Here is a 23,252-nt window from a genome sequence, read left to right on the forward strand (position 1 = left end):
GCGGGGGGTTATTAAATTAATAATTTTGATGAATGCTGCCACTTAAACGCTTTACAGATTTTATTAAAAAAAACCACCTCTTTACCCGCGACAGCAATTTGCTGGTAGCCGTTAGCGGTGGTATTGATTCTGTAGCCATGGTGCATCTGCTTAACGCTGCAGGATATAAATTTACTATAGCGCATTGCAATTTTCAACTCCGGCCCGAGGCTGATGCCGACCAGGAGTTTTGCCATAAATTAGCTCTCCATTATCAGACTCCCTTTTGCCCGGCATGGTTTAATACGCAACATTATGCCGCCGAGCGTAAGATCTCTATTCAAATGGCTGCCCGCGAGCTGCGTTATGAATTTTTTGAACAAGTGGCCCTTCGGGATAACTACACCTGCATTGCGCTGGCGCACCATCAGAACGATACAGTTGAAACAATATTGTTAAACCTGGTTCGCGGTACAGGCATTGCGGGCATGCATGGTATTTTACCTAAAAACGGAAACCTGGTTAGGCCCATGCTTTGTTTTACACGAAGTGAAATAGAGCAGATAGTTACCGAAAATAACCTGGACTACGTTGAAGATAGCTCCAACGCGTCAGTAAAATACGCGCGTAATAAAATACGCCACGTGGTTATAGCTCCTTTAAAAGAACTCAACCCATCGCTTGAGCAAACGTTTGAGAATAATATAAGGCATTTTAAAGAGCTTGAACAATTGCTTGAACTAAAAGTAGAAGAGGTAAGGCAAAAGCTGTTTTCTCATCGCGGTACAGAGATACATATAGCTGTTGATGAGGTAAAGCAACTGGTGCCGCAGCGGCTATTGCTTTTTAAATTACTACAGGCGTACGGTTTTAGCGAACATCAGGTTGATGATGTAATTGCCAGCCTTAACAAACATGCAGGCAGAAAATTTGAAACGCCCTTTGGTTACCTGCTGGTGCTTGATAGAGGAGTTTTGGTGCTCACCCGGAAAATTCAGGAAGTTCCTTCGGTTTTTATAGCGGATACCGATAGCGGTTTGATACATGGCACATTTAAACTGACTATTAGTAAGGCTGATGAGGCGGTTATAATAAAAAACAACCCTTTGGCCGTATCTGTTGATACCGAAAAATTGGAGTTTCCGTTATTATTGCGGTATTGGCGCCAGAGCGATCATTTTTACCCGTTGGGAATGAAGGGGAAGAAAAAGGTAAGCGATTTTTTTGTAGACCAGAAAATACCGCTGCATCTAAAAAAAACTATCCCGCTGCTAATAAATGCGAATGGCGATATTATATGGATTGCCGGCTACCGGCCCGATGAGCGCTATAAAGTAACAGATAACACCAAAAAAGTAACTATATTCGAACTGTTGCCGATTGACCCGCTGGCGAAACTATGAGCGGGTAAGACACACTAAAAAATATGAGCGAGAAAACAGTATTTACAGAAAAGCAATATTTGGGACGCGAATTTATCCCGATAACCATACGTTTGGTGCTGGCCATGTTTTGCTTTGCCGCCTATGTTTTTACGGATGAGCGCGAGGATACAGGGAATTTACTTGCGGTAGTGGGTTTCGCTATTATAATAATATCCATCATTATGGGCTTCCTGCTTCATTTCAGAACAAGGGTTCAGAATAAAAGTGTGCTGCTTAACGGCTTATGGACAACACGCCTTGTTAAGGTAGATCTTAATGGTATTATAAAAGTTGAAAAGGCCCCTTACAGCAGATACCTTTTTAACAATCCGGTTTATAACCTTCACTCTAAAGGTTTTATCAGATTTTACGCTGCCGGCAGGGATGCTATTTATTTGACAGACAGAGACGGCCTTGTTTATATCATCGGCTCGCAACACCCCAATGAGCTTTTAAGAGCCATTCAAGAGGAGATGAAGTAAAAACCTGCTTTCATCATGCTGCATAAAACCAGGGGCATTGTTTTAAAAACTACTGACTACGGCGAGAGCAGCGTTATTGTGCAGGTGTTTACCGAAAAATTCGGATTGCAATCCTATATTATCAACGGTGTAAAAAAAGCGAAGGCCAAAATAAGCCGTAATATGCTGCAGCCATTGCACTTGCTGGATATGGTGGTATATCATAAAAATGCCGGGGGCATACAGCGCGTGGCAGAACTAAAAAGCTCGCCCCTGTTGCAAACCATACCTTATGATATTGTTAAAAGCAGCATTGCCATGTTTTTAAACGAGGTGCTATATAAAACCGTAAAACAGCAAACTGCCGACGAAAACCTGTTTGATTTTTTATTTAGCGCGGTTGAGTGGCTGGATAATCAAACCGATGGGCTGGCGAATTTTCACCTGGTATTTTTGGTGAATTTAACCCGCTACCTTGGTTTTTATCCTGACAGATACATGGCCGGTGAAGCTGATTATTTTGATCTGAAGAACGGAACATTTAACAAATACAAACCGGATGGATTACAGTTCATTTCGCAGCCGTATACGCAAATATTCAGCAGTTTACTAAATGTGGGGTTTAGCAGCGCGGCGGGCCTTAAAATTAATAATGAAGACCGCCGCCACCTGATTACAAAACTACTTGATTATTACGCCTTGCATACCGAAAATTTCGGTAGCATCCGTTCGCACGAAGTATTGGAAGAGGTATTATCCTGATTAATTATGGCCTAAAACCTGCTTCTTGATATAGTCAATGCTTGAGTCTGGTATTGATGAGCCTTCAACTTGGGTAACTGTGCCGTCACTATTTATCCTCAGTTCGGCGCTTAGGTTATCGTCAATAATAACGTGCAGCATTTGTTGTTCTTTTTCTACCTGGCAGGAAACTTCGCGTCCTGAATAATTGAGTGTAAACTTGTATTTACCATCTTTTTCGGCAGGTGTGGTATCTTGAGCTATTGTCATAACGTGTTTGTTGTTTTCTAATAGATAAACACCGCAACGGCAAGTATGTTTAGTATTCAGCACTTTTTTAAAAGCAAAAGAGAAAGCGTGGGGCTTTCTCTTTTGTATTAACTAACTCATTAACTTATCATAAAGAACAATTGGTTTAGTTCGATAACTATATAAATATAAGCATAAGATTAAACAGGGTGTTTTTTTTAACGTATTTTAACAAATACCTATCCGCTTAGATTTACAGGGCCTTAAGCGTAGTTTTTTTTCGCGCGGCAGCTTCTACGGCTTCAGAGTAACGCAGTTCAGGCTTCACTATCAGGGGCTTGCTGTTGTTAAGCGCAAGCAGGCGTCTGTCAATTTCAATAACATCGGCTTTTAAACCATTGGCACTGGCCAGCATACGCGCTTCCTGAAGATCGGTTTTTGCAAGTGCAGCCTCGCCCAGATCGGTTTTTATGCCTGCAAGCGTTAACAGGTTGGCTATTTTAAGATTAGCGTTGTTAGAAAGCGAGATGCTTTGCAGCAGGTACCATTTAGCCTCAGAAAACCTGTTGTGGAGTAAATATAAACCTGCCAGATCTGTAAAACTATGGCTGGCCTGTTGATACTCGCGGTAGCGCATATTGTGTTTTGCTTCCTTAAGCACGGCCTGTTCCATCAGGTCAAAATCAAACACAGGTTGTATATAATAATTAATATAGACAACGTTACTTTTAAGATTTAAAGCGGGGGTAGCAAATTGAGGGGCAGGCGCAGATTTGGCAGACTCAATTGCAGCATATCTTACCTTTTTTTTCCAAAACTGAGCTGATGTGTTAAGGCTTATCGCGCAGCACGCAAGTAGTAAAAAAAATCTCATTTAAATATACTGCCGTTTAAATTAAAATTGGTTTTAACGCAAATATACTACATAATAGTATACAAACGCTATTGTACCACAAGGGCTTATATTTATAACGCAGGTTATATATTACGTCGCTATAGGGAAATTAAGGTAAAATGTGGTTCCCTGGCCGGTTTTTGTCTCAAACCACACCTTTCCGCCGGCGTTTTCAATCGAATTTTTTACAAAGGCCAGACCCAAGCCGGTACCGGAACTTTTTGTAGTAAAGTTGGGCTCGAATATTTTTTCGCGCATATTCTCCGGTATACCGTTACCATTATCCTTTATCATAAAAAGGATGTTTTTATCGCTGGTTTCGTAATTTATCTCAACAAAGCCGGGTCTGTCTGGCGGGGTGGCTTCAATTGAGTTTTTTAGCAGGTTATTAAAGCAACGTAATAACTGGTCGCGATCTGCAAAAACAATAAATGGCTCTTCGGGCACGCTATATCCTATGGTAAAATTATCCATCTGTTTAAAGATGACGACTGCCTGGCTCAAAACATCAAAAATATTGAACTTTGACATGCGCGTATCCGGCATTTTGGCAAATGCCGAAAACTCTGATGCTATGGATGCTAAACTTTCTATCTGCTCTACAAAAGATTTACTAAAGCGTTCAAACTTTTGATCAAACCGCGCGTCTTTTTCCCGCCATGATTTCTCCAGAAGCTGAAGCCCGAGTTTAAGCGGTGTTAATGGATTTTTAATTTCGTGGGCAACCTGTTTAGCCATTTCGCGCCAGGCGCTTTCTCTTTCAGACTGCGCCAGTTTTTGCGCGCTTTGCTCAAGCGCCGCTATCATTTTGTTGTATTCGCTTATCAGCGTTCCTATTTCGTCATCGCGTTTCCATATAATGGGTTCAGTTTTCTGGCCATAAATGGTTTTACTTAAACTTTGCTGTATAAAGTTTAGCGGATACGTTATCTGCCTGGCAATAATTACCGCGAAGAAACCAATGGCTATAAAAATGAACGCGTAAATATTGATCATTACATTGAGCAAAGCGCCAATACGTTCCCTATAATCCAGTTCGTTGGCAAAGTAGGGCAGTTGCAGGTAAGCTGCTGTTTCGTTTTTTACATTATCCCTTATTGGCGCGTATACGGCCTTATATTTAAGCTGGCCAATAGTTTCTTCGTTAATATATTCAGAGCGCTGTAATTTATTTAGGTGTATAAAAGCACGTGGGTCCATTCTGTCGGCTACCAGGCCGGCCTCGTAAATGCGTGGGCGTGTAGTTACCTCAACATGGCCATTTTGCTTAAATATGGTCAGGTCGGTAGCGTATGATTCTGCAAGGCCATCTAAGGCTATTTGTTTTTCTTCGTTGGTGTTGTATACAAAATCATTAAGCGCATTCTCAATAGTACTTGTTATTCGCACTATTTTATCCCGTATCATTTTGTCTTGCTGACTTTGATATTGTGTGCTTATTGACGCGTAAGTTACCGCGCCCACCAGTAGAAGCGTTATTACAACAGCTGACACCATAGAAAGCTGAATGCGTGTTTTATAAAGCACCTTATCAAAATTGAGCCGTAGGCCCCATTTTATTTTATCATTGGTTATAGTTAAAAATTTAACACGTGTCCACGCCCATACTGATAACATCACTACCAGGCTAAATACCAGCAGTATTATAAAGAAGAAGGTTAGCGATGTAATAATGTTAAATAGCGGCCGCTCTTCTTTACTTACAACTATCAGATCCCGTGCTTTAGGTTTGTAAACAAAATGACTGTAACTATCAATTGGGTTATACCAGGTGTTGTTTATGCTGGTAGTAGTTTGTTCGTTCTCGTTTGAAGACCCGGTGTTAAAACCAGATAGGGTGTCATTTTTAAGGTTATAAACGTAAGGCCCGCTTTGCGATGACAGTTTGTTGTCTGAATACAGGGCGTATGAGTAATTTTTAAAATCATTGTCGCCCGTAAACGTACCGGCGGCCAATAAAGCAGGAAAATAATCGCCGCTGTAAAATGTGTTTGCTCCCAGCCTTGCAACTATTACCCCAATAGACTCGCCATTTTTAGCTATCGGAAGAATAGCGAAATAGTCTAAAACACCGATACCTTGTTGCCGGTAAAAAAAGTTGGATACCTTAAATGAACTGTACTGTACCAGGTCGGTAAAGGTTTCAAACGGATAGCTCTTATCACCATCTATAGGCTGCCCGGCGGTATCATACGCGTGTATGGTGAGGTCGTATTTTGAAAGGTAATCATCAAAGTAACGCTTTTGAAAATAGTTTTTTATATGATCATTATCCGGGTGGCTGGCAGAGAAAAAATCTATTACAATCGGGTCTGCAACTATTTTATTTTCAATTTTTCTAAATAGCGTATCAGCTGTAGCGTCGTCGGGCGTTTCCAGTTTTTTTATCAGCATGCGCCGGGTAATGCCCTCTTTTTCTTTTTCAAATTTGGTAAGAGAGAGCGCTGATATGAACGAACATATAAATATGATAACCGCTAACGATCTATAATTCAGCTTACCCTGATGATAGAAATGGGCATATCCCCTTGCTATGGCAATGCCGGCCCACAAAAAGTAAAATAGGGTAAATTGATGATATTGCAGTGCCCATGCTATAGTACAAACACACGCGCCACTAATTAAAAATATCAATTGATGCTTACGCGGTATGGGCAATTGCACACATATACTTATAGCAATCTCTATTAATAATGAAAATATTAAGAAGCTGAAACAAAGCATAAGCAGCCCATAAACGCTGAATATGGAAAGATTAAGTACGTTGCTAACATCAAAGCTTATGGCAGACCTGATAACCAGATCATAAAACAGATGATAAAGCGCCGTTGATGTAATTATTAGCAGGGTAAAACAACCTGTTAACAGAGCATAGCTTGAAAAATTATCGGGAATAAATTTGAGTAATTTATGACGCAGCTGATATAGGAATACAACATACCAGTTAAGGCAAAGTATGTTGATGCAAAGGTCGCCGATGGATGGAAAGACCGGCCCCGCCGAAAAAAGTTTAGGATTAAAAAGGCCTATATTAAAAGTGCAATTGGGCCAGTTATAGTAAAGATTTACGCCACGTATACCAATAATAAATACGGCAAGAAGTATTAAAGCTATAACCGGAAAGCCTGTTCGGGCCAAATAATTACAGGTGTTTTGCATAAATATGCTCATCACGATAAATGTTAACAGCCAAAGCACAACCTCTCCGTAATATAACCTGGAGTTTACCTCGCCGGGCTTTGCTTTAACAGAAAACAGGTAGACCTTATTGACATTCCTAACGGGATAAACATTTTTATCGGTAAAGTCGGCTATCTCTATATTTTTCTCATCAACAAGGCCAGGCGCGAAAGTATTTTGCAGGTACCGGTTCTGAAACTCGTAAGTTGTTTTTATAGGGATAAAAAACAGGACAGAAAAATTGCCCTCGGTTTTTTTTATGGCTTCGTAATAACCGTTTGATTCCTTAATAAACGATACACCTTCTTTAATACGCGAAGGTTTTTGCGGAATAACCTCAACTCCGCTCCAAAACTCCACGGTGCCATTCTTAACGGTTACAAACCTTATATCTTTTTCGGTGGTGAATTGATTGATCAACTTTAGGCCGCCTTTCTCGTTTTGACCAAGGTTTTTCAGGCTATTAAAATCGGGCTTATTACCAATAAAAGCGTAAATGTATGCTTCCTTTTTATGCAGATTACTCTCTAGCTCTTTTGCGCTTTCGCGCATGCTTGCATCCGGCGTATAAGTGCGGTGTACAATTAGTGCCGTAAGCAGCAAGCTGCCCGCCAGCAATAATAGCATTAACCGTATTTTTGCCGAATAGCTCAAAACGTAGAAATTGATTGATGTAAACTTACACACTTAAATAAAAAAAAGCCGCTTTAGTTTGCGGCTTCTTTATTTATTGTGCTATTTCTGCGCTTTCCGTTGGTATCTGCCGGTTAACTTTTTTAACCAGTCCCTGCAAAACAGTACCCGGTCCAACTTCTGTAAATGATGTAGCGCCATCTTCCAGCATATGCATTACCGTTTGCGTCCAGCGCACCGCGCCGGTAAGTTGCGCGTTCAGGTTATGTTTAATTTGCTCCGGGTCTGTATAGGGTTTGGCATCTATATTTTGATACACAGGGCAAATTGGCTTATTGATGGTAGTATGTACAATGGCATGTTCTAACTCAACACGCGCGGCTTCCATTAGCGGCGAATGGAAAGCGCCACCTACATTTAATTTAATAGCCCTTTTTGCTCCTGCTTCGGTCATTAGTTCGCAAGCTTTGTCAACACCGGCAATTGAGCCAGATATTACCAGCTGGCCCGGGCAGTTATAGTTGGCGGGTACTACTACATCGCTTATGCGCTGGCAAATATCTTCAACCGTAAAATCATCCAACCCCAAAATAGCCGCCATGGTTGATGGTTGTATCTCGCAGGCTTTTTGCATGGCGTTGGCGCGGGCCGCAACAAGGCGTAAGCCGTCTTCAAATGATAAAGCGTTTGCCGAAACCAGGGCCGAAAATTCGCCAAGTGAGTGACCGGCTACCATATCCGGTTTAAAATCATCACCCAATACTTTAGCCAGGATAACAGAGTGCAGAAATATAGCAGGTTGTGTTACCTTGGTTTGTTTCAGGTCCTCATCAGTACCGTTAAACATTACATCGGTAATGCGGAAGCCCAATATGGTATTAGCCTGCTCAAATAATTCACGTGCTTTTTCTGATCGTTCGTACAGGTCCTTGCCCATACCTACAAACTGGGCGCCCTGCCCCGGGAAGATGTATGCTTTCATTTGCCCTCTAACCCCCTAAAGGGGGAATTAATTTAAAGGTTATTAGTTTAGTTAATTATATATCAGCCATTCCACCCCCTTTAGGGGGCCGGGGGGCTCAACTTAGTTTAGACGATATCAAATGCAAAAACTCTGCCCTTGTTTTTTCCTGCAAAAAGCCGCCGGTAAAGGCAGACGTTGTTGTTACAGAGTTTTGCTTTTGCACGCCGCGCATGCACATGCACAGGTGGCGACACTCAATAACTACGCCTACGCCAATGGGTTGCAGTGTTTCCTGTATACAATCGCGAATTTCGTTAGTTAAACGTTCTTGTACTTGTAAGCGGCGGGCATAGGCATCAACCACGCGGGGTATTTTGCTTAAGCCAACAACATAGCCATTAGGGATATAAGCAATATGCGCTTTGCCGAAAAACGGCAGCATATGGTGCTCGCACATGGAGTAAACTTCAATGTCCTTTACCACCACCATCTGGCTGTATTCTTCCTTAAATAAGGCTGAGCTTAAAATTTCTTTCGCATCCAGATCATACCCATGGGTAAGGTAAAGCATTGCTTTGGCAACACGCTCAGGGGTTTTTAATAAGCCTTCGCGTTCGGGGTTTTCGCCTATTTGTTTTAAAACCTCTTTGTAATGGGCAGACAAGCTGGTTATTAACTCGGGGTTATAGCGGTCAATCTTTTCGTAACCGTTTATATCATCACCCCTGTCGGGGATATCGTTTTTGTCGATCATTTTTCAGAATTAATCACCAAAATATTCAGCCGAGTTATTCTCGGTTTCAAACAGCCTTACCGAATGTAAAAATACACCTTCATGGGCTTCAATAGGTGCTTTTAATTGATTAAAGATCTCTATACAAACCAACTCTGTTGATGCCATTTTGCCCTTCATAAAATCAACATCTAAATTAAGATTCTTATGGTCAAGCTTATCAATAACGTACTCGTGTATTATTTCTTTCAGTTCTTTAAGGTCAATTAAATAACCCGTAGCGTGGGTTATCTGGCCTTTAACGGTTACAAAAAGATTATAGTTATGCCCGTGCCAGTTAGGGTTAGCGCACTTGCCAAAAACCTCGGCATTTTTCTCGGCGCTCCATTCCTCACGGTACATTCTGTGTGCGGCATTAAAATGTTCCTTGCGCGTTATGTGTATCATCATAATTTTAATGGGTGCAAATATAAGCATTGAGTTTACAGTTTGCAGTGTGCAGTTTGCAGATATTAATTTGCTGTGGCAGTTTGTAGTAAGCAGAGAGCAGTTCATAGTTAGTACTTCATAACTTTTGAAAAAAAGAAAACAACTTTTGTTAAAGCGTATTTGCCCACTGCCCACTGCCCACTGCAACTTACTACTGCCGCTAAATATGTATCTTAGCATAAAAACAAGCCTATGCGCATACTAATAGTAGCTGCAACTCAACCCGAAGTTGACCCATTGATACAAGCCCTGGGTTTGCAGATAAAGGACGAACCCGATCTGTTTTTGCCGCGGCACGCGTCGGTAGCTAATTGTTCTGTGCTGATAACCGGCGCGGGTATGGTGGCCACGGCTTTTGCTTTAGGCAAACACCTGCCGCATAACGTGTATAACCTGGTAATTAACCTGGGCATTGCGGGCAGTTTTGATCGTAATATCCCTTTAGGCAGTGTAGCAGAGATAACTAAAGACACCTTTGCCGAGTTAGGCGCGGAGGATGATACCCGGTTCATCAGCATTGAGCAGCTGGGTTTAGGCGCTGGCATTTTTAACCCTACAAGCTCCATTAATTATTTTACCAACAAAATAAGCATCATTAAAGCAACGGCTATAACCGTAAATAAGGTGCATGGCAACGAGGCATCTATAGCGGCCATTACAGATAGACTGAGGCCCCAATTGGAAAGCATGGAAGGCGCGGCTTTTTTTTATGTATGCCATCAGCTAAAGGTGCCATGTGTGCAGATCAGGGCAGTGTCAAATTATGTTGAAAAACGCAACCGCGATAATTGGGAGATAGGCCTTGCTGTTAAAAATCTGAATACATTTGCGCTGGAATTGATAAGAGAGTTGTAAGTTGTGTGTTGTAAGTTGTATGACATATTTCGCCTTACAACTTAAAACTTTCAACATACAACTACAATGAAACTAACTCTCGGCTTTTCGCCTTGCCCTAATGATACTTTTATATTCGACGCGCTGATCCATCATAAAATAGATACCGAAGGCCTGGAGTTTGAGGTTTTTTATGATGATGTGGAAACGCTTAACCAAAAAGCCTTTCGCGGCGAGTTGGATATTACCAAATTAAGCTACCATGCTTTTGCGTATGTAGCCAACCAATATGTTTTGCTGGATGCCGGCAGCGCGCTGGGTTTTGGGGTAGGACCCCTTTTGATTTCGGATATCGAAATTTCGATTTCGGATTTACAAAATAATCAAATCCGAAATCGAACATCCGAAATTCGAAATCTTTTAATCGGGATTCCCGGCAAATACACTACCGCTAATTTTTTATTGGGATTGGCTTTCCCCCAAGCAACTAATAAAGTAGAACTGGTTTTCTCAGATATTGAGAACGCGGTTTTAGAGGGCAGGGTAGATGTTGGCTTGATCATTCACGAAAACCGCTTTACCTATCAGGATAGAGGACTGAAAAAAATAATGGACCTTGGCGATTTCTGGGAAAAGAAAACCGGCTGTGCTATTCCATTAGGTGGCATTGTAGCTAACCGCAATTTGCCTGTTGATATTCAACATAAAATTAACAGGGTGCTGCGTAAGTCGGTTGAGTTTGCTTTTGCCAATCCAAAATCGGGACTGGAGTTTATCCGCCAGCACGCGCAGGAAATGAGCGAGGAAGTAATGTATAAACACATTGAACTTTATGTAAATAAATACTCTGTTGATTTGGGCGGGGAGGGACGGAAAGCTATTAATCTATTGTTTGATACGGCGCTGGAGAAGGGCATTATTCCGGAAATAAAGGAAAATATTTTCCTGTCATAAAATAAAAAGGTGTCACTGCGAGGTACGAAGCAATCGCGAACTTTGCATGCGGCTTTTCTCCGTGCGATTGCTTCGTGCCTCGCAATGACAAAAATCTATGCGGTTGATAAATGCCCGGTCATTATAATCTTAGAGCCCCGAGATTTTATAACTCAGAATGATAGCTTCTGTTAAATAAAGTTAAATACCTGTTTGGTAATTAATTACAGCTAAAAACTTTATTAATTTTCAGCTTTATTTGAAGTTATGAGATCGGTATTCCAAATTTTCACCCTGCTGCTATTATCCGGGTTTGTACTTTCATCATGTAATGAGCCCGAAAACAAACAAGGAGCCACCCAGGCCGCTACACCTATTGTCGTTAATAACAGTGGTATAAATATAGCTTATACCGATACAGGCAGAAGTGATACCACTCTACTTTTTATACATGGCTGGGCCATTAATAAAAGCTATTGGAACAACCAGGTGGCTTATTTTAGTAAACCATACCGTGTAGTTACCATGGATCTGCCGGGGTTTGGTCAATCCGGCAAGAACCGCGATAAATGGGATACAAAAACTTACGCCGGCGATGTTAACAAGCTTATAGGCGATTTAGGGCTTAAAAAGGTAATATTAGTTGGGCATTCCATGTCGGGTGATATTGCTTTAGAAGCGGCTGCTGAAAATCCGGGACCGATAATAGCACTAGTGGGTGTAGACAATTTTAAAAATGTGGGCCAACCCCAGAACCCGAATGCGGCAAAAGAATACGCGGCAGCTGTAGCCGAAATGAAACGCAATTTTAAAAAGGTAGCATTTCAATATATGAATCAATCACTGTTTTCTAAAACCACCACACCCGATATTAAAAATCGGATACTGAATGATGTTGCGAAAACGGATAGCGTGATAGCCATTGCCAGTATGGAGCAGCAAGACCCGGGTTTTGATGAAATAACAGCGTTAAAAAAGGCAGGTAAAAAATTGTATTTAATTAACAGCGATGTAACGCCAACTATAACCAAATACATAGCTGCAAGAAATATTCCTTTTCAGGTTTATTATACTAAAGGAACAGGGCATTATGCTATGATAGAAAATCCTGATGAATTTAATAAGCTGTTGGATGAAGTGATAGAGGATATGAAGAAGTATAAATAATAGAGCGACAGGATTACCCATCGCTCTCTTGCATCTTGCTTCTTAACTCTTGATTCTCCTTAAAAGGCTAATACAGCAAATTATCATACGGATACCTTTTAGTATGGATATCCTTTACCAACTCGTATATCAAGCTTCTAAACTCATCAATGTTCTCTCTTTCGGTAGCAGAAATAAATATAGCGGGATTGTTATTCTTGGCCATCCAGCTGTGTTTAAAGTCCTCCAGCGTCATGGTATGCGCTTCGTCTTCAAGATGAGTTTGAACCGGCTTATAGGCATCAATTTTATTGAACACCATAATGGTTTGCTTATCTAAAGCGCCTAATTCTCTCAGCGTATCGTTCACCGCGCGTATATGGTCCTCAAAACTTGGGTGCGATACATCAACCACATGTATCAATATATCCGCTTCGCGTACCTCATCAAGGGTGGATTTAAAGCACTCCACCAGATCATGCGGTAACTTGCGGATGAAACCAACTGTGTCTGACAGTAAAAACGGTACATTTTCAATCACCACCTTGCGCACGGTAGTATCAAGCGTGGCAAACAGCTTATTCTCTGCAAACACATCCGATTTTGAGAGCATGTTCATGATGGTTGATTTACCTACATTGGTGTAACCCACCAGAGCCACACGTATCATCTGTTGCCGGTTTTTGCGCTGCGTTTCGTTCTGTTTATCAATTGCCTTCAACTTGTCCTTTAACAGGTCAATTTTATTCAAAATTAAACGTCTGTCTGTCTCAATTTGCGATTCACCCGGTCCGCGCATACCAATACCACCTTTTTGCCGCTCTAAGTGCGTCCATAAACGTGTTAAGCGCGGCAGTAGGTATTGTAACTGAGCCAATTCTACTTGTGTTTTTGCCTGCGCGGTTTTAGCGCGATTAGCAAAAATGTCTAATATGAGGTTGTTTCTATCCAGTATTTTAACCTGTAGCTCATTCTCAATATTACGCAGTTGCGATGGGGTAAGCTCATCGTCAAACACCACCATGTCTATTTCTTCTGCTTTAACATAAGCCTGGATGTCCTCCAACCTTCCCGAGCCAACAAACGTAGCGCGGTCTGGCTTAGATAGCTTTTGGGTAAATACCTTCTCGGTTTTTGCCCCTGCTGTTTCAACTAAAAACTCCAGTTCTTCTAAATATTCTTTGGCGCGCTCATCGCTTTCGTTGGCGGTAATAACGCCAACAAGCACAGCGCGCTCCTGCTTCACAGCAGTATCATAAAATTTCTTTCTCATTCAGTAATCATCATATCAATGGGAATGCCAGTTTAACAAAGCCGGGTCCCGCCACAAAAATACGTAAGTGCGCAGCCAAGCTAACAAAACATTCAATAAATTTAATTAATAAAACAGGATACTCCGGTCCGGCTATCGGGAAATAGCTTGCCTTGGGGCCAAAGTATTATTGTGCAGTAGTAATATTCATGATGGGACAAAGATAGGGTTTGATTTCGAATTTCGGATGTTCAATTTCGGATTTACTGCACTAGCCCAAATTTAGTTAGTTTGTCATTCTGAACGTAGTGAAGAATCCTGTAAACCATGCATTCTAAGCGCCCGGCTCCCAAAGCGTATAAGATATTTCGCTGCCGCTCAATATGACAATTTTTTTTCAGTAAGACCTAAAGAATCCGAAACCGAAAATCCGACATCAAATACATCCGAAATCGCACATCCGAAATCCGATATTATTTCTTCCCTTTCTCCATCTGCTGCATCACATTCAGGCTCATCAGCTGTTTCATGGTTTGCTGCATGGCATCGGTTGAGCCATCCAGGAAGATAACGTTACCCTCAGAGTTTTCAGAGAAATGCTTGATAGATTCCGTCCACATGGTAAACAGTATCACCGATGTATCCATGTGCGCCTGCTCCATTTCTTTGGCGGCGGCACTCATACCCTTGGCAACTTCCTGACGGAAAAGCGCCACACCCTGCCCGCGCAGCTGCGATGCCTGGCGCTCGGCCTCGGCAGATATTTTAATGGCGTTACCCTCGGCCTCGGCGGCTTTGGTTTTGGTGATCAATAAAGCCTGACCTTCGTTTTCGGCCGCTGCTTTCAGGTTGTTTGATGCCACTACCTGGCTCATTGATTTCATAATCACTTCGTCAAAAGTAATATCGTTCAATTGCAGATCCTGTAAATGATAACCCCAGCCTTCCAGTATCAGATCCAGCTGTTCTTTAACGTGTTCCACAATATCACGGCGGAGTATCAGTACTTCAGATTGGCGCTTAGTGGCCACAAAAGCACGGATAGAACCTTCAACAGTACGTATCAGTGCCTGCATCAGGTTACGTTCATCAACAAACTTAAAGGCAACATTTTTTATGGTCTCTTCCTGCTGATCCAGCACAGAAAACAATATCATCGCCTTAAAATAAACGTTGGCCTGGTCAAAGGTAACCGCCTGGAACTCCAGCTCAACAGAGCGGTTCTGTATGGATATTTTAGAATAGATGGCCTCTATAAGGGGGATCTTAAAATTAAGGCCCGGCGTTAGTATTCTGCGGTATTTGCCAAATACGGTAATTACTGCAATAGTGCCCTGTTTTACAGTCACAAACGAAGAGAAAATTATTATTAGTACGATAAAAACTAACAGCAGGGATATTACTTGGCTTTGCATTTTAATATAATTTAAGCGTAACAAGGTTTATTGGACTTAATTGGAGTGCAATTTGTTTCTAAAAGTACAGATTAATTTTTAGAAGTAAACCTATGAACGTAAAACGAACCTTTGGAACAATCCTGACCATATTGGGTATTATTGGCCTGATATATACAGGTGTAGAAATTATACAGCGCGCAGGCAACGCTGTTAACCTAACTGTGATAGGTGTAATTAGCCTTATCTTTTTCTTAACAGGAATTGGGCTGGTACGCAACACCAAAGACGAAGCTTAAATTTATTTAGTAACGCTAAGCACTCCGGTTGCTGAAATTGCCAGCTGCTTATTATCAGGAAAGTCTGCAGTGCTTAGCCATTTTACACGTTTGGCAGCCCGATGCAAGGTATCGGGCTCTACGTGCCTGTCTCTGCTTTGTTTAACAGAAATTATATTTCCACTTAAAAATTCTCCGTTGCGGTTTACATTCACTTTTAAAAGTGGTGCTATGCCTGCAATACCGTCAATACTTACACCCCTATAAGTACAAAAATTACCCAGACTGTAAGCTATAAGCCGGTCTTTATAAATTTCCATTGCACGGCTTACATGCGGACCGTGGCCCAGTATCAGATCCGCTCCGTTATCTATTGCATTGTGCGCAAAGGCACGCAGATCGCCACGTCGCTCACTGAAATAAGATTCGCCTGCCGGCATTACATGCTCAAACTCCGGCCCTTCGGCACCACCGTGAAACGATACGATCACTATATCACAACGTTGTTTAAGTCCGCTAATCAGTTGGGCCGCGCCTTTCATATCAAAAATTGACAGGGTGTGGCTGTTGGGTGCAAAGGCACAAAAACCATACTTTATGCCATTTCGCTCAAACTCAACCGAAGGATATTCTAATAAACCAGCATAATGTATTCCGCAGCTATCCAAAGCTTTAATAGTGCTGTTCCGCCCGGTCTCACCAAAATCACCGCTATGATTGTTAGCCATGCTCAATACATCAAAGCCGGCATTCTTTAGTATTCCGCAATATTTAGCCGGCATTCTGAACAAATACCCCTTGCTGCGCAAATGCAGTTTATAATGGGCGGGTTCGCCGCCATCAAGCAATGTTCCTTCCAGGTTGCCAAAAGTCACATCAGCATTTTGCAAATGCTGCTCTACATATTTAAAGCTGTTTAAAGCACTGTCTTGTGGTAGGGTAGAATTGTTAGGATAGGAAGTTCCCAGCATTATATCGCCTACAGCAGCAATGCATACAGAGTCGGGTAATTTTGCGGGCGAGGGTATTTCTATGGGGGCACTGATTGCAGGAGCAGTTTCTTTTACTACTGGTTGCGGCATTTCGCACCCGGTAACCACACATAAGAAAGCAATAACGGCTATAAAAAGATTCAGGCGACCCATATCATAATGGCAAAAAAAAACCTTCCACTTTATGGTAGAAGGTTTTTTTAATTTTTTATTGAAATATTATTGAGGTTGATCCTCGGTGATCTCTAATTCTTTTTTGAAGGATGCTAATAACCTGCCGCCTTTGTAAAAATAACGGCTGTAATAATTATCATCAAGGCTGCTTATGGCAACACCGCGAGAAGACGCGTGTGCAAAACGGTTATCGCCTAAATAAATACCTACATGTGATATGCTGCGGCTGCGTATTTTAAAGAAAACAAGATCGCCTTCTTTCAGGTCAGTTTTTTTAACCGGGCTAACCATGCTAAAAATATCACGCGAGTTGCGTTTTATATCCAGGTTAAAAACCTGCTCATATAATTGTTTGGTAAAACCAGAGCAATCAATTCCTTTTTTTGAGCCGCCGCCAAAACGGTAAGGAGTGCCTATCCAATCATAAACAAAGCTAAAAAGCTTCATGTTTGATGTTGTGTTAAGGGCAACACCCATTATTTGCGATAAATAATCTTTTGCTAAACTTTCTTGTTCTTCGGGGGCTTTATCCGCTTCCTTGTTTGGAGCGGTTTTTGTCTGTGCCTGAACGGCTAAAACGCTGAAAAATAGGGCAATCGCCAATACTGTTTTCTTCATTTAGTCCTTGTTTCGTTTTGTTTTTTAATGAGTTTTGTTCATTAAAGCGTACACTCCGGATCAGGTTGCCCACAAAACTATTCATATTTTTCAGAAAACCAAACACTTTGGCACTTATTTAACAAAAAGATAATTTTCAACATTTGTTAAATGCAAAAGTGTTAACACCGTAAATAGTCGGGGATAATCACCTGTTTGTAACGCATGTGTAAATAATTTAACAGCTTATAATATTGTTACTCACACTATAACGTTTAAGCTATATAAAAGCTAATCTTTTTGCCTGCCGTTTTCGGTTTTTTGGGATATATAATTAGATTTGCGCATTAATCTGCAAACTGAGGATTTTAATTAATGAGTTCAATCGAAATAACTAAAGACACCTATCTGATGTGGTACGAAGCTATGCTGTTGATGCGTAGGTTCGAAGAAAAAGCAGGACAACTTTACGGTCAGCAAAAAATCAGAGGCTTTTGCCATTTATACATAGGCCAGGAAGCTGTTTTAGCCGGGGCAATGTCTGTGCTGAAAAAGGGCGATAGTATGATCACCGCATACCGTGATCACGCTCATGCAATTGCTCAGGGTATAAGCTCTAACGCTATAATGGCCGAACTTTACGGCAAAGCAACCGGATGCTCAAAAGGCAAAGGAGGCTCTATGCACATGTTTAGTAAAGAGCATCACTTTTACGGTGGCCATGGCATTGTTGGTGGTCAGATACCTTTGGGTGCAGGTGTTGCCTTTGCAGAGAAGTTTAAAGGTACCGATTTTGTTAACGTGGCCTACATGGGCGACGGCGCAGTACGTCAGGGTGCTTTGAACGAAACTTTTAACATGGCTGCCCTTTGGAAACTGCCTGTTATATTTATTTGCGAAAACAACGGTTACGCTATGGGTACATCAGTACAGCGTACTACTATACAAACAGATATATACAAATTGGGCTTACCTTATGGTATCCCGTCATCAGCTGTTGATGGTATGGACCCGGTTGCGGTACATAACGCTATGGACGAAGCCGTATCGCGTGCCCGTGCCGGCGAAGGGCCAACATTCCTTGAGATGCGTACCTATCGTTATAAAGGCCACTCCATGTCAGATCCGCAGAAATACCGTACTAAGGAAGAGCTGGAAAGCTACAAGGCAAAAGATCCTTTGGAAGCAGTGAGGTTAGCTATTGAGAAAAATGGCTACGCTGATGAAAAATGGTTTGAAGATATGGACGCGCAAATAAAAGCAGAAGTAGAGGAGTCTGTTAAATTTGCAGAAGAGTCGCCATGGCCTGAGGCTTCGGAATTATATACCGATGTTTACGTTCAGAAAGACTACCCATACATAAAAGACTAAGGTTGGTAATTATTGAATTAATGAATTATTGATTTATTGAATTTTAAATCACGTAAAAACATTTATTCAATACATTTTTGCTAATCACTAATTCAATAAATCACTAATTCAATAATTATACAATGGCCGAAGTAGTTAAAATGCCAAAAATGAGCGACACCATGACTGAGGGTGTTTTAGCAAAATGGCATAAAAAAGTTGGCGACAAGGTAAAATCAGGCGATGTATTGGCCGAGATTGAAACCGACAAAGCCACAATGGATTTTGAATCATACCAGGACGGTGTTTTATTACATATTGGTATTGAAGAGGGCCAGGCTGCACCCGTTGATACCGTAATTGCTGTGATAGGTAAAGAGGGCGAAGATTATAAAGCTTTGCTGTCAGAAAGTAGCGGTAGCACCGAAGATAAGAAAGAAGAGAAAGCTCCTGCTGCTACTGAAGATAAAAAACCTGCTGCTGCAACTGCTGCCCCTGAAACTAAACCTGCTGCTAAAGTTAACCTTGCAAGCATCCCCGCTACTGTTATACGTATGCCTGCTTTGAGCGATACGATGACGGAGGGTGTTATTAATAAATGGAATTTTAAGGTTGGCGATAAGGTAAAGTCTGACGATTCATTAGCTGATGTAGAAACCGACAAGGCTACTATGGAAGTTGTTGGTTACGAAAGCGGCACCTTATTATACATTGGCCCTAAAGAGGGCGAAGCTGCACCTGTTAATGGTATTATTGCTATTGTAGGTAAAGAAGGTACGGATATTACACCGTTATTACAAGATGCCCCCCAGGCCCCTAAAGGGGGAGCTGAAGAACCTGCTGCCGCAACTACTACTACCGCCACTGCAGAAGAGGATGATGATGCATCGGTTACTACTGATGATAGCCGTGTAAAAGCATCGCCTTTAGCGCGTAAAATGGCTAAGGATAAAGGTATTGACCTTAATTTGGTTAAAGGCAGCGCCGAAGGTGGACGCATTGTTAAAAAGGATATAGAAGATTACAAACCGGGCGAAAATAAAGTAGCAGCGGAAAGCAGCAGCACTCCTGCCGCTAAAGACGCACCTGCTGCTAAACCTGCCGCTGCGCCAATTACTTTACCAACGTTTACAGGCGAAGAGAAATTTACCGAAAGGCCGGTTACACAAATGCGTAAAGCCATTAGCCGTCGCTTAAGCGAAAGCTTGTTTACAGCACCGCATTTTTATGTAACCATGGCAATTGATATGGATCAGGCTATAGAGGCCCGTGCCAAAATTAACGCCGTTGCTCCGGTTAAAATATCATTTAATGATTTTGTGGTAAAAGCCTGCGCTGTTGCATTAAAGCAACACCCCGCAATAAATTCATCTTTCCAGGGCGATAAGATCCGTACTAATGAGCACGTAAACATTGGTGTGGCCGTTGCGGTTGATGAAGGCTTGCTGGTACCGGTTATTAAATTTGCTGATGGCAAATCATTAACCCATATCTCTTTAGAGGTTAAGGATCTGGCGGGTAAATCAAAAAATAAAAAGCTGCAGCCTGCCGAAATGGAAGGTTCAACTTTTACCATATCAAACTTGGGTATGTTTGGTGTTGACGAGTTTACTGCCATAATCAACACACCTAACGCGTGTATCCTTGCTGTAAGCGGCATACAGGCTGTGCCTGTAGTTAAAAACGGTGCGGTTGTGCCGGGTAATGTAATGAAGGTTACGCTAAGCAGCGATCACCGTGTGGTTGATGGCGCTTTGGCAGCAGCATTCCTGCAAACACTGAAATCGTTGCTTGAAGAACCTGTGAGATTGTTGATATAAGTTTTTAGAATTAAGATACAAGAATCAAGATATTATAGCGATGGGCTTTAAACCCATCGCTATTTTAGTTTAGCACTAAATTGCAATGAATATCTACGACGATAAAACCTTTACAGGCCAAAGCTTTGCCGGGCAAACCACCCGGGGCGGCGAATACAACAATTGCACCTTTAAAAAATGCGATCTGAAAGAAAGCGAATTTGCACAGGCCAAGTTTATTGATTGTGTTTTTGAAGATTGCGACCTCTCTATGATGAAGTGGGACCGCTCTGCATTAAATAACGTGGTTTTTAAACACTGCAAAATATTAGGAGTCAACTTTAGCCATTGTGCTGATTTTTTGTTCTCGGTCGAGTTTGAAGCATGCATTTTAGATTACTCCTCGTTTATGGGTAAGAAAATGTTAAAGACAAAATTCCTGCGTACCTCATTAAAGGAAACCACTTTTACCCAGGCCGACCTAAGCGGTTCGGTATTTGATGAATGCAACCTGCTGGATACCGTTTTCAGGCAAACCAACCTTACTTCGGTAAACTTCAGCACCGCCTATAACTTTATTATAGAGCCCGAACTTAATACTATTAACAAAGCCATTTTTGCTACCCATAGCCTGCCGGGTTTGCTGCATAAGTATAACTTGAAGATTGTCTGAATCAGGATTTTTAGGATTAAGGATTATCTTGATCTACTGATCAAGATAATCCTACAGATTTCTAATTCAGCCAAAAAAAATCCTATAATCTTTTAATCCTACAAATCTTAGTCTTAGTTTTGCCCATCCGTGAAGTTTTTTACCAAACCAGTTAGGCCCGACGATGCAGATGATGATGAGCTGCTAAACCAATACCGCGAAAGCGGCGATCTGGCTGTTTTGGGTAAGCTGTACCAAAAGTATATGCAGCTTATTTATGGTGTTTGCTTAAAATATCTGCATGACGAGGAACCTGCTAAAGATGCGGTAATGGCCATTTTTGAAGAGCTGGTAACCAAGGTAAAGCAGCACGATATAAAACAGTTTAGAAGCTGGCTGTATGTGCTGGCGCGTAACCACTGTTTAATGCAGTTGCGATCGGGTAAAAAAATGGAAACAGTTGGTTTGGATGACTTTATGGAATTTAACCCTGTTTTGCATCCTGAAGATAATAACAGAGAGGAAGCGCTTACGGCTTTGGAGCAGTGCATGGATAAATTGATACCGGCACAAAAACAAAGTGTTGATCTGTTTTATTTAAAAGAGAAGTGCTATAAAGAAGTTGCTGATATAACCGGCTTTACGCTTAACGAGGTAAAAAGTTATATACAGAACGGCAAGCGCAACCTTAAAATTTGTTTAGAAAAAAGCAGTGGATAGCAGGAACGCCGACATATTGCAAATTAAGAAGTACCTGGAAGGAAAGCTGGATACCCGTGCCATGTACGAGTTGGAGCGGCGTGCCTTAGACGATCCTTTTTTGATGGATGCAATGGAGGGTTATGAAGCCGCCGGGAAACAAAATAAAGCCGCTGCCGAGCTCACCGCTAATTTGCAGCGTCGTTTACAGAAGCCGCATGCACGTATTATTTCCTTCAGCACCTTAGCTATGGCAGCATCGGTTCTTGTAGTGTTATCTGTCGGCGGCTGGTGGATTTTGTCGGGGCCGGCTGCAAAAAAGGCGGATGTTGTTGCGAACGTAGTAGCTGATAAAACATCGGTTAGCCCATCACCGATGGTTGATCAGCCGCAGATCAGCATTAAAAAAGACTCGCTGCTGGCTTTAAATACTCCTAAAACGGTAATAAGATCATCGCGACGCACGGCTCCATATTACAACGGAACACCTATGCCCGGTAATGATGTTAGTGCAAGTTCTGACGAAACTGCTGAAATCGCTTCTTCTGCGGCGGGCAATAACGGTTTTTTAGCCGAGTCGCCTGTGGCAATGCGGTCTCGCGCTAAAACAGATTCTGTGCCTTTGAATGAAATGCTGGTAATGGGTTATGAGGCTCAGCGCAAAAAGGATGCTGCACAAGGCGCTGATAAAGCTTTAGCGGGCAAAGTTGCCGGCTTAAGTGTAGCGAATGCTCCGGCAGCACAAGGTGTAATAAAAGGTAAAGTGGTTAGCGCCCAGGATGGCCAGCCCCTGCCCGGCGTTGCTGTAAGGGTAGGTAACAGCAGCAATGCAGCAGTTACAGATCAAAACGGTTTATACAATTTAAAAATAGATAGTATCAACAGCAATATATCTTTTAATTATCCGGGTTTTCAGAAACAGACATTTGATGCCGGAAATAGTGGGATAAATAATGTGCGACTTGAACCGGAAACAACATCATTAAGTGAAGTTGTTGTGGTTGGTTACGGAAGGGCTAAACCGGTTACCACCGCGCAACCCAGATACGGTTGGGATAATTACCAAAAATACTTAAACGCCAATTCCGTATCGCCAAACGGTAAAAACAAAAATTACCGGGTTAGTTTTACGGTTGATAAGGATGGATCGCTAAGCAATTTTAAAGTTAATAGCGCAGATAATGATGCCGCCGGCCAAAAAGCTATTCAGCTAATAAAAAACGGACCGGAGTGGGTGGGAAGCCCAAAGGGCGAAGCTAAAAAGATCACTGTAACCGTAAAGTTTCGCAAAGCCGAGAAACAATAGAATTTCTGTAGCAGTTTTTGTCATTGCTGTAAAGGTCAGATAATTCGGTAACAGATTAGCTTTACAAACCAAAGCTAAGAGTTATGCGCATTAACACG

22 protein-coding genes are annotated in these 23,252 nt (G+C 41.8%); 12 read left to right on the forward strand and 10 right to left on the reverse strand.

Translation table 11 applies throughout. From position 1 onward, the window contains the following. Positions 1–32 precede the first annotated feature (32 nt). Genes tilS through recO form a run of 3 tightly spaced genes read left to right on the forward strand, consistent with a single transcriptional unit; the run spans position 33 to position 2,626 of the window. Entirely contained in the window at positions 33–1,382 is a 1,350-nt protein-coding gene (gene tilS / locus ACFQZS_RS17380) for a tRNA lysidine(34) synthetase TilS (RefSeq protein ID WP_377102238.1), read from the forward strand. Between the two features lie 23 nt (positions 1,383–1,405). Continuing rightward, complete coding sequence (locus tag ACFQZS_RS17385; protein WP_377102239.1) at positions 1,406–1,885, forward strand: hypothetical protein; 480 nt, start codon at positions 1,406–1,408, stop codon at positions 1,883–1,885. Positions 1,886–1,900: 15 nt separating this feature from the next. Next, a complete protein-coding gene (gene recO / locus ACFQZS_RS17390) occupies positions 1,901–2,626 on the forward strand; it encodes a DNA repair protein RecO (protein WP_377102240.1) in 726 nt (241 codons plus the stop codon). On the opposite strand, the gene ACFQZS_RS17395 is transcribed toward recO, so the two are convergent. The 6 genes from ACFQZS_RS17395 to ACFQZS_RS17420 form a co-directional block, all read right to left on the reverse strand. Continuing rightward, positions 2,627–2,875 (reverse strand): hypothetical protein, encoded by a 249-nt coding sequence (locus tag ACFQZS_RS17395; RefSeq protein ID WP_377102241.1) that lies wholly within the window; start codon positions 2,873–2,875, stop codon positions 2,627–2,629. Positions 2,876–3,107: 232 nt separating this feature from the next. Next, positions 3,108–3,728 (reverse strand): hypothetical protein, encoded by a 621-nt coding sequence (locus tag ACFQZS_RS17400; RefSeq protein ID WP_377102242.1) that lies wholly within the window; start codon positions 3,726–3,728, stop codon positions 3,108–3,110. 111 nt (positions 3,729–3,839) lie between these two features. Further along, a complete protein-coding gene (locus tag ACFQZS_RS17405) occupies positions 3,840–7,556 on the reverse strand; it encodes an ATP-binding protein (protein WP_377102243.1) in 3,717 nt (1,238 codons plus the stop codon). Positions 7,557–7,656: 100 nt separating this feature from the next. After that, complete coding sequence (gene fabD / locus ACFQZS_RS17410; protein WP_377102245.1) at positions 7,657–8,544, reverse strand: ACP S-malonyltransferase; 888 nt, start codon at positions 8,542–8,544, stop codon at positions 7,657–7,659. A 97-nt stretch (positions 8,545–8,641) separates the two neighbouring features. Then, a complete protein-coding gene (gene folE / locus ACFQZS_RS17415) occupies positions 8,642–9,280 on the reverse strand; it encodes a GTP cyclohydrolase I FolE (RefSeq protein WP_377102246.1) in 639 nt (212 codons plus the stop codon). 9 nt (positions 9,281–9,289) lie between these two features. Next, complete coding sequence (locus ACFQZS_RS17420) at positions 9,290–9,706, reverse strand: 6-pyruvoyl trahydropterin synthase family protein (RefSeq protein WP_377102264.1); 417 nt, start codon at positions 9,704–9,706, stop codon at positions 9,290–9,292. A 234-nt stretch (positions 9,707–9,940) separates the two neighbouring features. Between ACFQZS_RS17420 and mqnB the strand changes: the two genes are divergently transcribed. The 3 genes from mqnB (at position 9,941) to ACFQZS_RS17435 (ending at position 12,682) form a co-directional block, all read left to right on the forward strand. Continuing rightward, complete coding sequence (gene mqnB, locus ACFQZS_RS17425) at positions 9,941–10,603, forward strand: futalosine hydrolase (RefSeq protein ID WP_377102247.1); 663 nt, start codon at positions 9,941–9,943, stop codon at positions 10,601–10,603. 66 nt (positions 10,604–10,669) lie between these two features. Then, positions 10,670–11,536 carry a menaquinone biosynthesis family protein gene (locus tag ACFQZS_RS17430; RefSeq protein ID WP_377102249.1) on the forward strand — a complete coding sequence of 289 codons (867 nt, stop codon included), beginning with the start codon at positions 10,670–10,672 and terminating at the stop codon, positions 11,534–11,536. Between the two features lie 246 nt (positions 11,537–11,782). Then, entirely contained in the window at positions 11,783–12,682 is a 900-nt protein-coding gene (locus ACFQZS_RS17435) for an alpha/beta fold hydrolase (RefSeq protein ID WP_377102250.1), read from the forward strand. Positions 12,683–12,749: 67 nt separating this feature from the next. On the opposite strand, the gene hflX is transcribed toward ACFQZS_RS17435, so the two are convergent. Then, positions 12,750–13,934: a GTPase HflX gene (hflX, locus tag ACFQZS_RS17440; protein ID WP_377102251.1), complete on the reverse strand. Its 1,185-nt coding sequence runs from the start codon at positions 13,932–13,934 to the stop codon at positions 12,750–12,752. Positions 13,935–14,386: 452 nt separating this feature from the next. Further along, positions 14,387–15,328 carry an SPFH domain-containing protein gene (locus ACFQZS_RS17445; protein WP_377102252.1) on the reverse strand — a complete coding sequence of 314 codons (942 nt, stop codon included), beginning with the start codon at positions 15,326–15,328 and terminating at the stop codon, positions 14,387–14,389. A 92-nt stretch (positions 15,329–15,420) separates the two neighbouring features. Here ACFQZS_RS17445 and ACFQZS_RS17450 point away from each other — a divergent pair, with 92 nt between their 5' ends. Beyond that, entirely contained in the window at positions 15,421–15,606 is a 186-nt protein-coding gene (locus ACFQZS_RS17450; protein ID WP_377102253.1) for a hypothetical protein, read from the forward strand. 2 nt (positions 15,607–15,608) lie between these two features. On the opposite strand, the gene ACFQZS_RS17455 is transcribed toward ACFQZS_RS17450, so the two are convergent. Next, a complete protein-coding gene (locus ACFQZS_RS17455) occupies positions 15,609–16,730 on the reverse strand; it encodes a CapA family protein (RefSeq protein ID WP_377102254.1) in 1,122 nt (373 codons plus the stop codon). A gap of 66 nt (positions 16,731–16,796) precedes the next feature. Then, a complete protein-coding gene (locus tag ACFQZS_RS17460; protein WP_377102255.1) occupies positions 16,797–17,369 on the reverse strand; it encodes a C40 family peptidase in 573 nt (190 codons plus the stop codon). Positions 17,370–17,723: 354 nt separating this feature from the next. On the opposite strand from ACFQZS_RS17460, the gene pdhA reads away from it, so the two are divergent. The 5 genes from pdhA to ACFQZS_RS17485 all read left to right on the forward strand — a co-directional run bounded on the left by pdhA (position 17,724) and on the right by ACFQZS_RS17485 (position 23,154). After that, positions 17,724–18,719 (forward strand): pyruvate dehydrogenase (acetyl-transferring) E1 component subunit alpha, encoded by a 996-nt coding sequence (pdhA, locus tag ACFQZS_RS17465; protein WP_377102256.1) that lies wholly within the window; start codon positions 17,724–17,726, stop codon positions 18,717–18,719. Positions 18,720–18,841: 122 nt separating this feature from the next. Continuing rightward, positions 18,842–20,518: a pyruvate dehydrogenase complex dihydrolipoamide acetyltransferase gene (locus tag ACFQZS_RS17470; protein ID WP_377102257.1), complete on the forward strand. Its 1,677-nt coding sequence runs from the start codon at positions 18,842–18,844 to the stop codon at positions 20,516–20,518. An 85-nt stretch (positions 20,519–20,603) separates the two neighbouring features. Next, on the forward strand, positions 20,604–21,170 hold the full coding sequence (locus ACFQZS_RS17475) for a pentapeptide repeat-containing protein (RefSeq protein ID WP_377102258.1): 567 nt from the start codon (positions 20,604–20,606) through the stop codon (positions 21,168–21,170). Between the two features lie 129 nt (positions 21,171–21,299). Beyond that, positions 21,300–21,869: an RNA polymerase sigma factor gene (locus tag ACFQZS_RS17480; RefSeq protein ID WP_377102259.1), complete on the forward strand. Its 570-nt coding sequence runs from the start codon at positions 21,300–21,302 to the stop codon at positions 21,867–21,869. Next, positions 21,862–23,154, forward strand: coding sequence for a carboxypeptidase-like regulatory domain-containing protein (locus ACFQZS_RS17485; protein WP_377102260.1), 1,293 nt, complete (start codon positions 21,862–21,864; stop codon positions 23,152–23,154). Before ACFQZS_RS17480 ends, ACFQZS_RS17485 begins: the two co-directional genes overlap by 8 nt. The last annotated feature ends 98 nt before the right edge of the window (positions 23,155–23,252 follow it).

Source organism: Mucilaginibacter calamicampi, assembly GCF_042676765.1.
Lineage (GTDB): Bacteria > Bacteroidota > Bacteroidia > Sphingobacteriales > Sphingobacteriaceae > Mucilaginibacter > Mucilaginibacter calamicampi.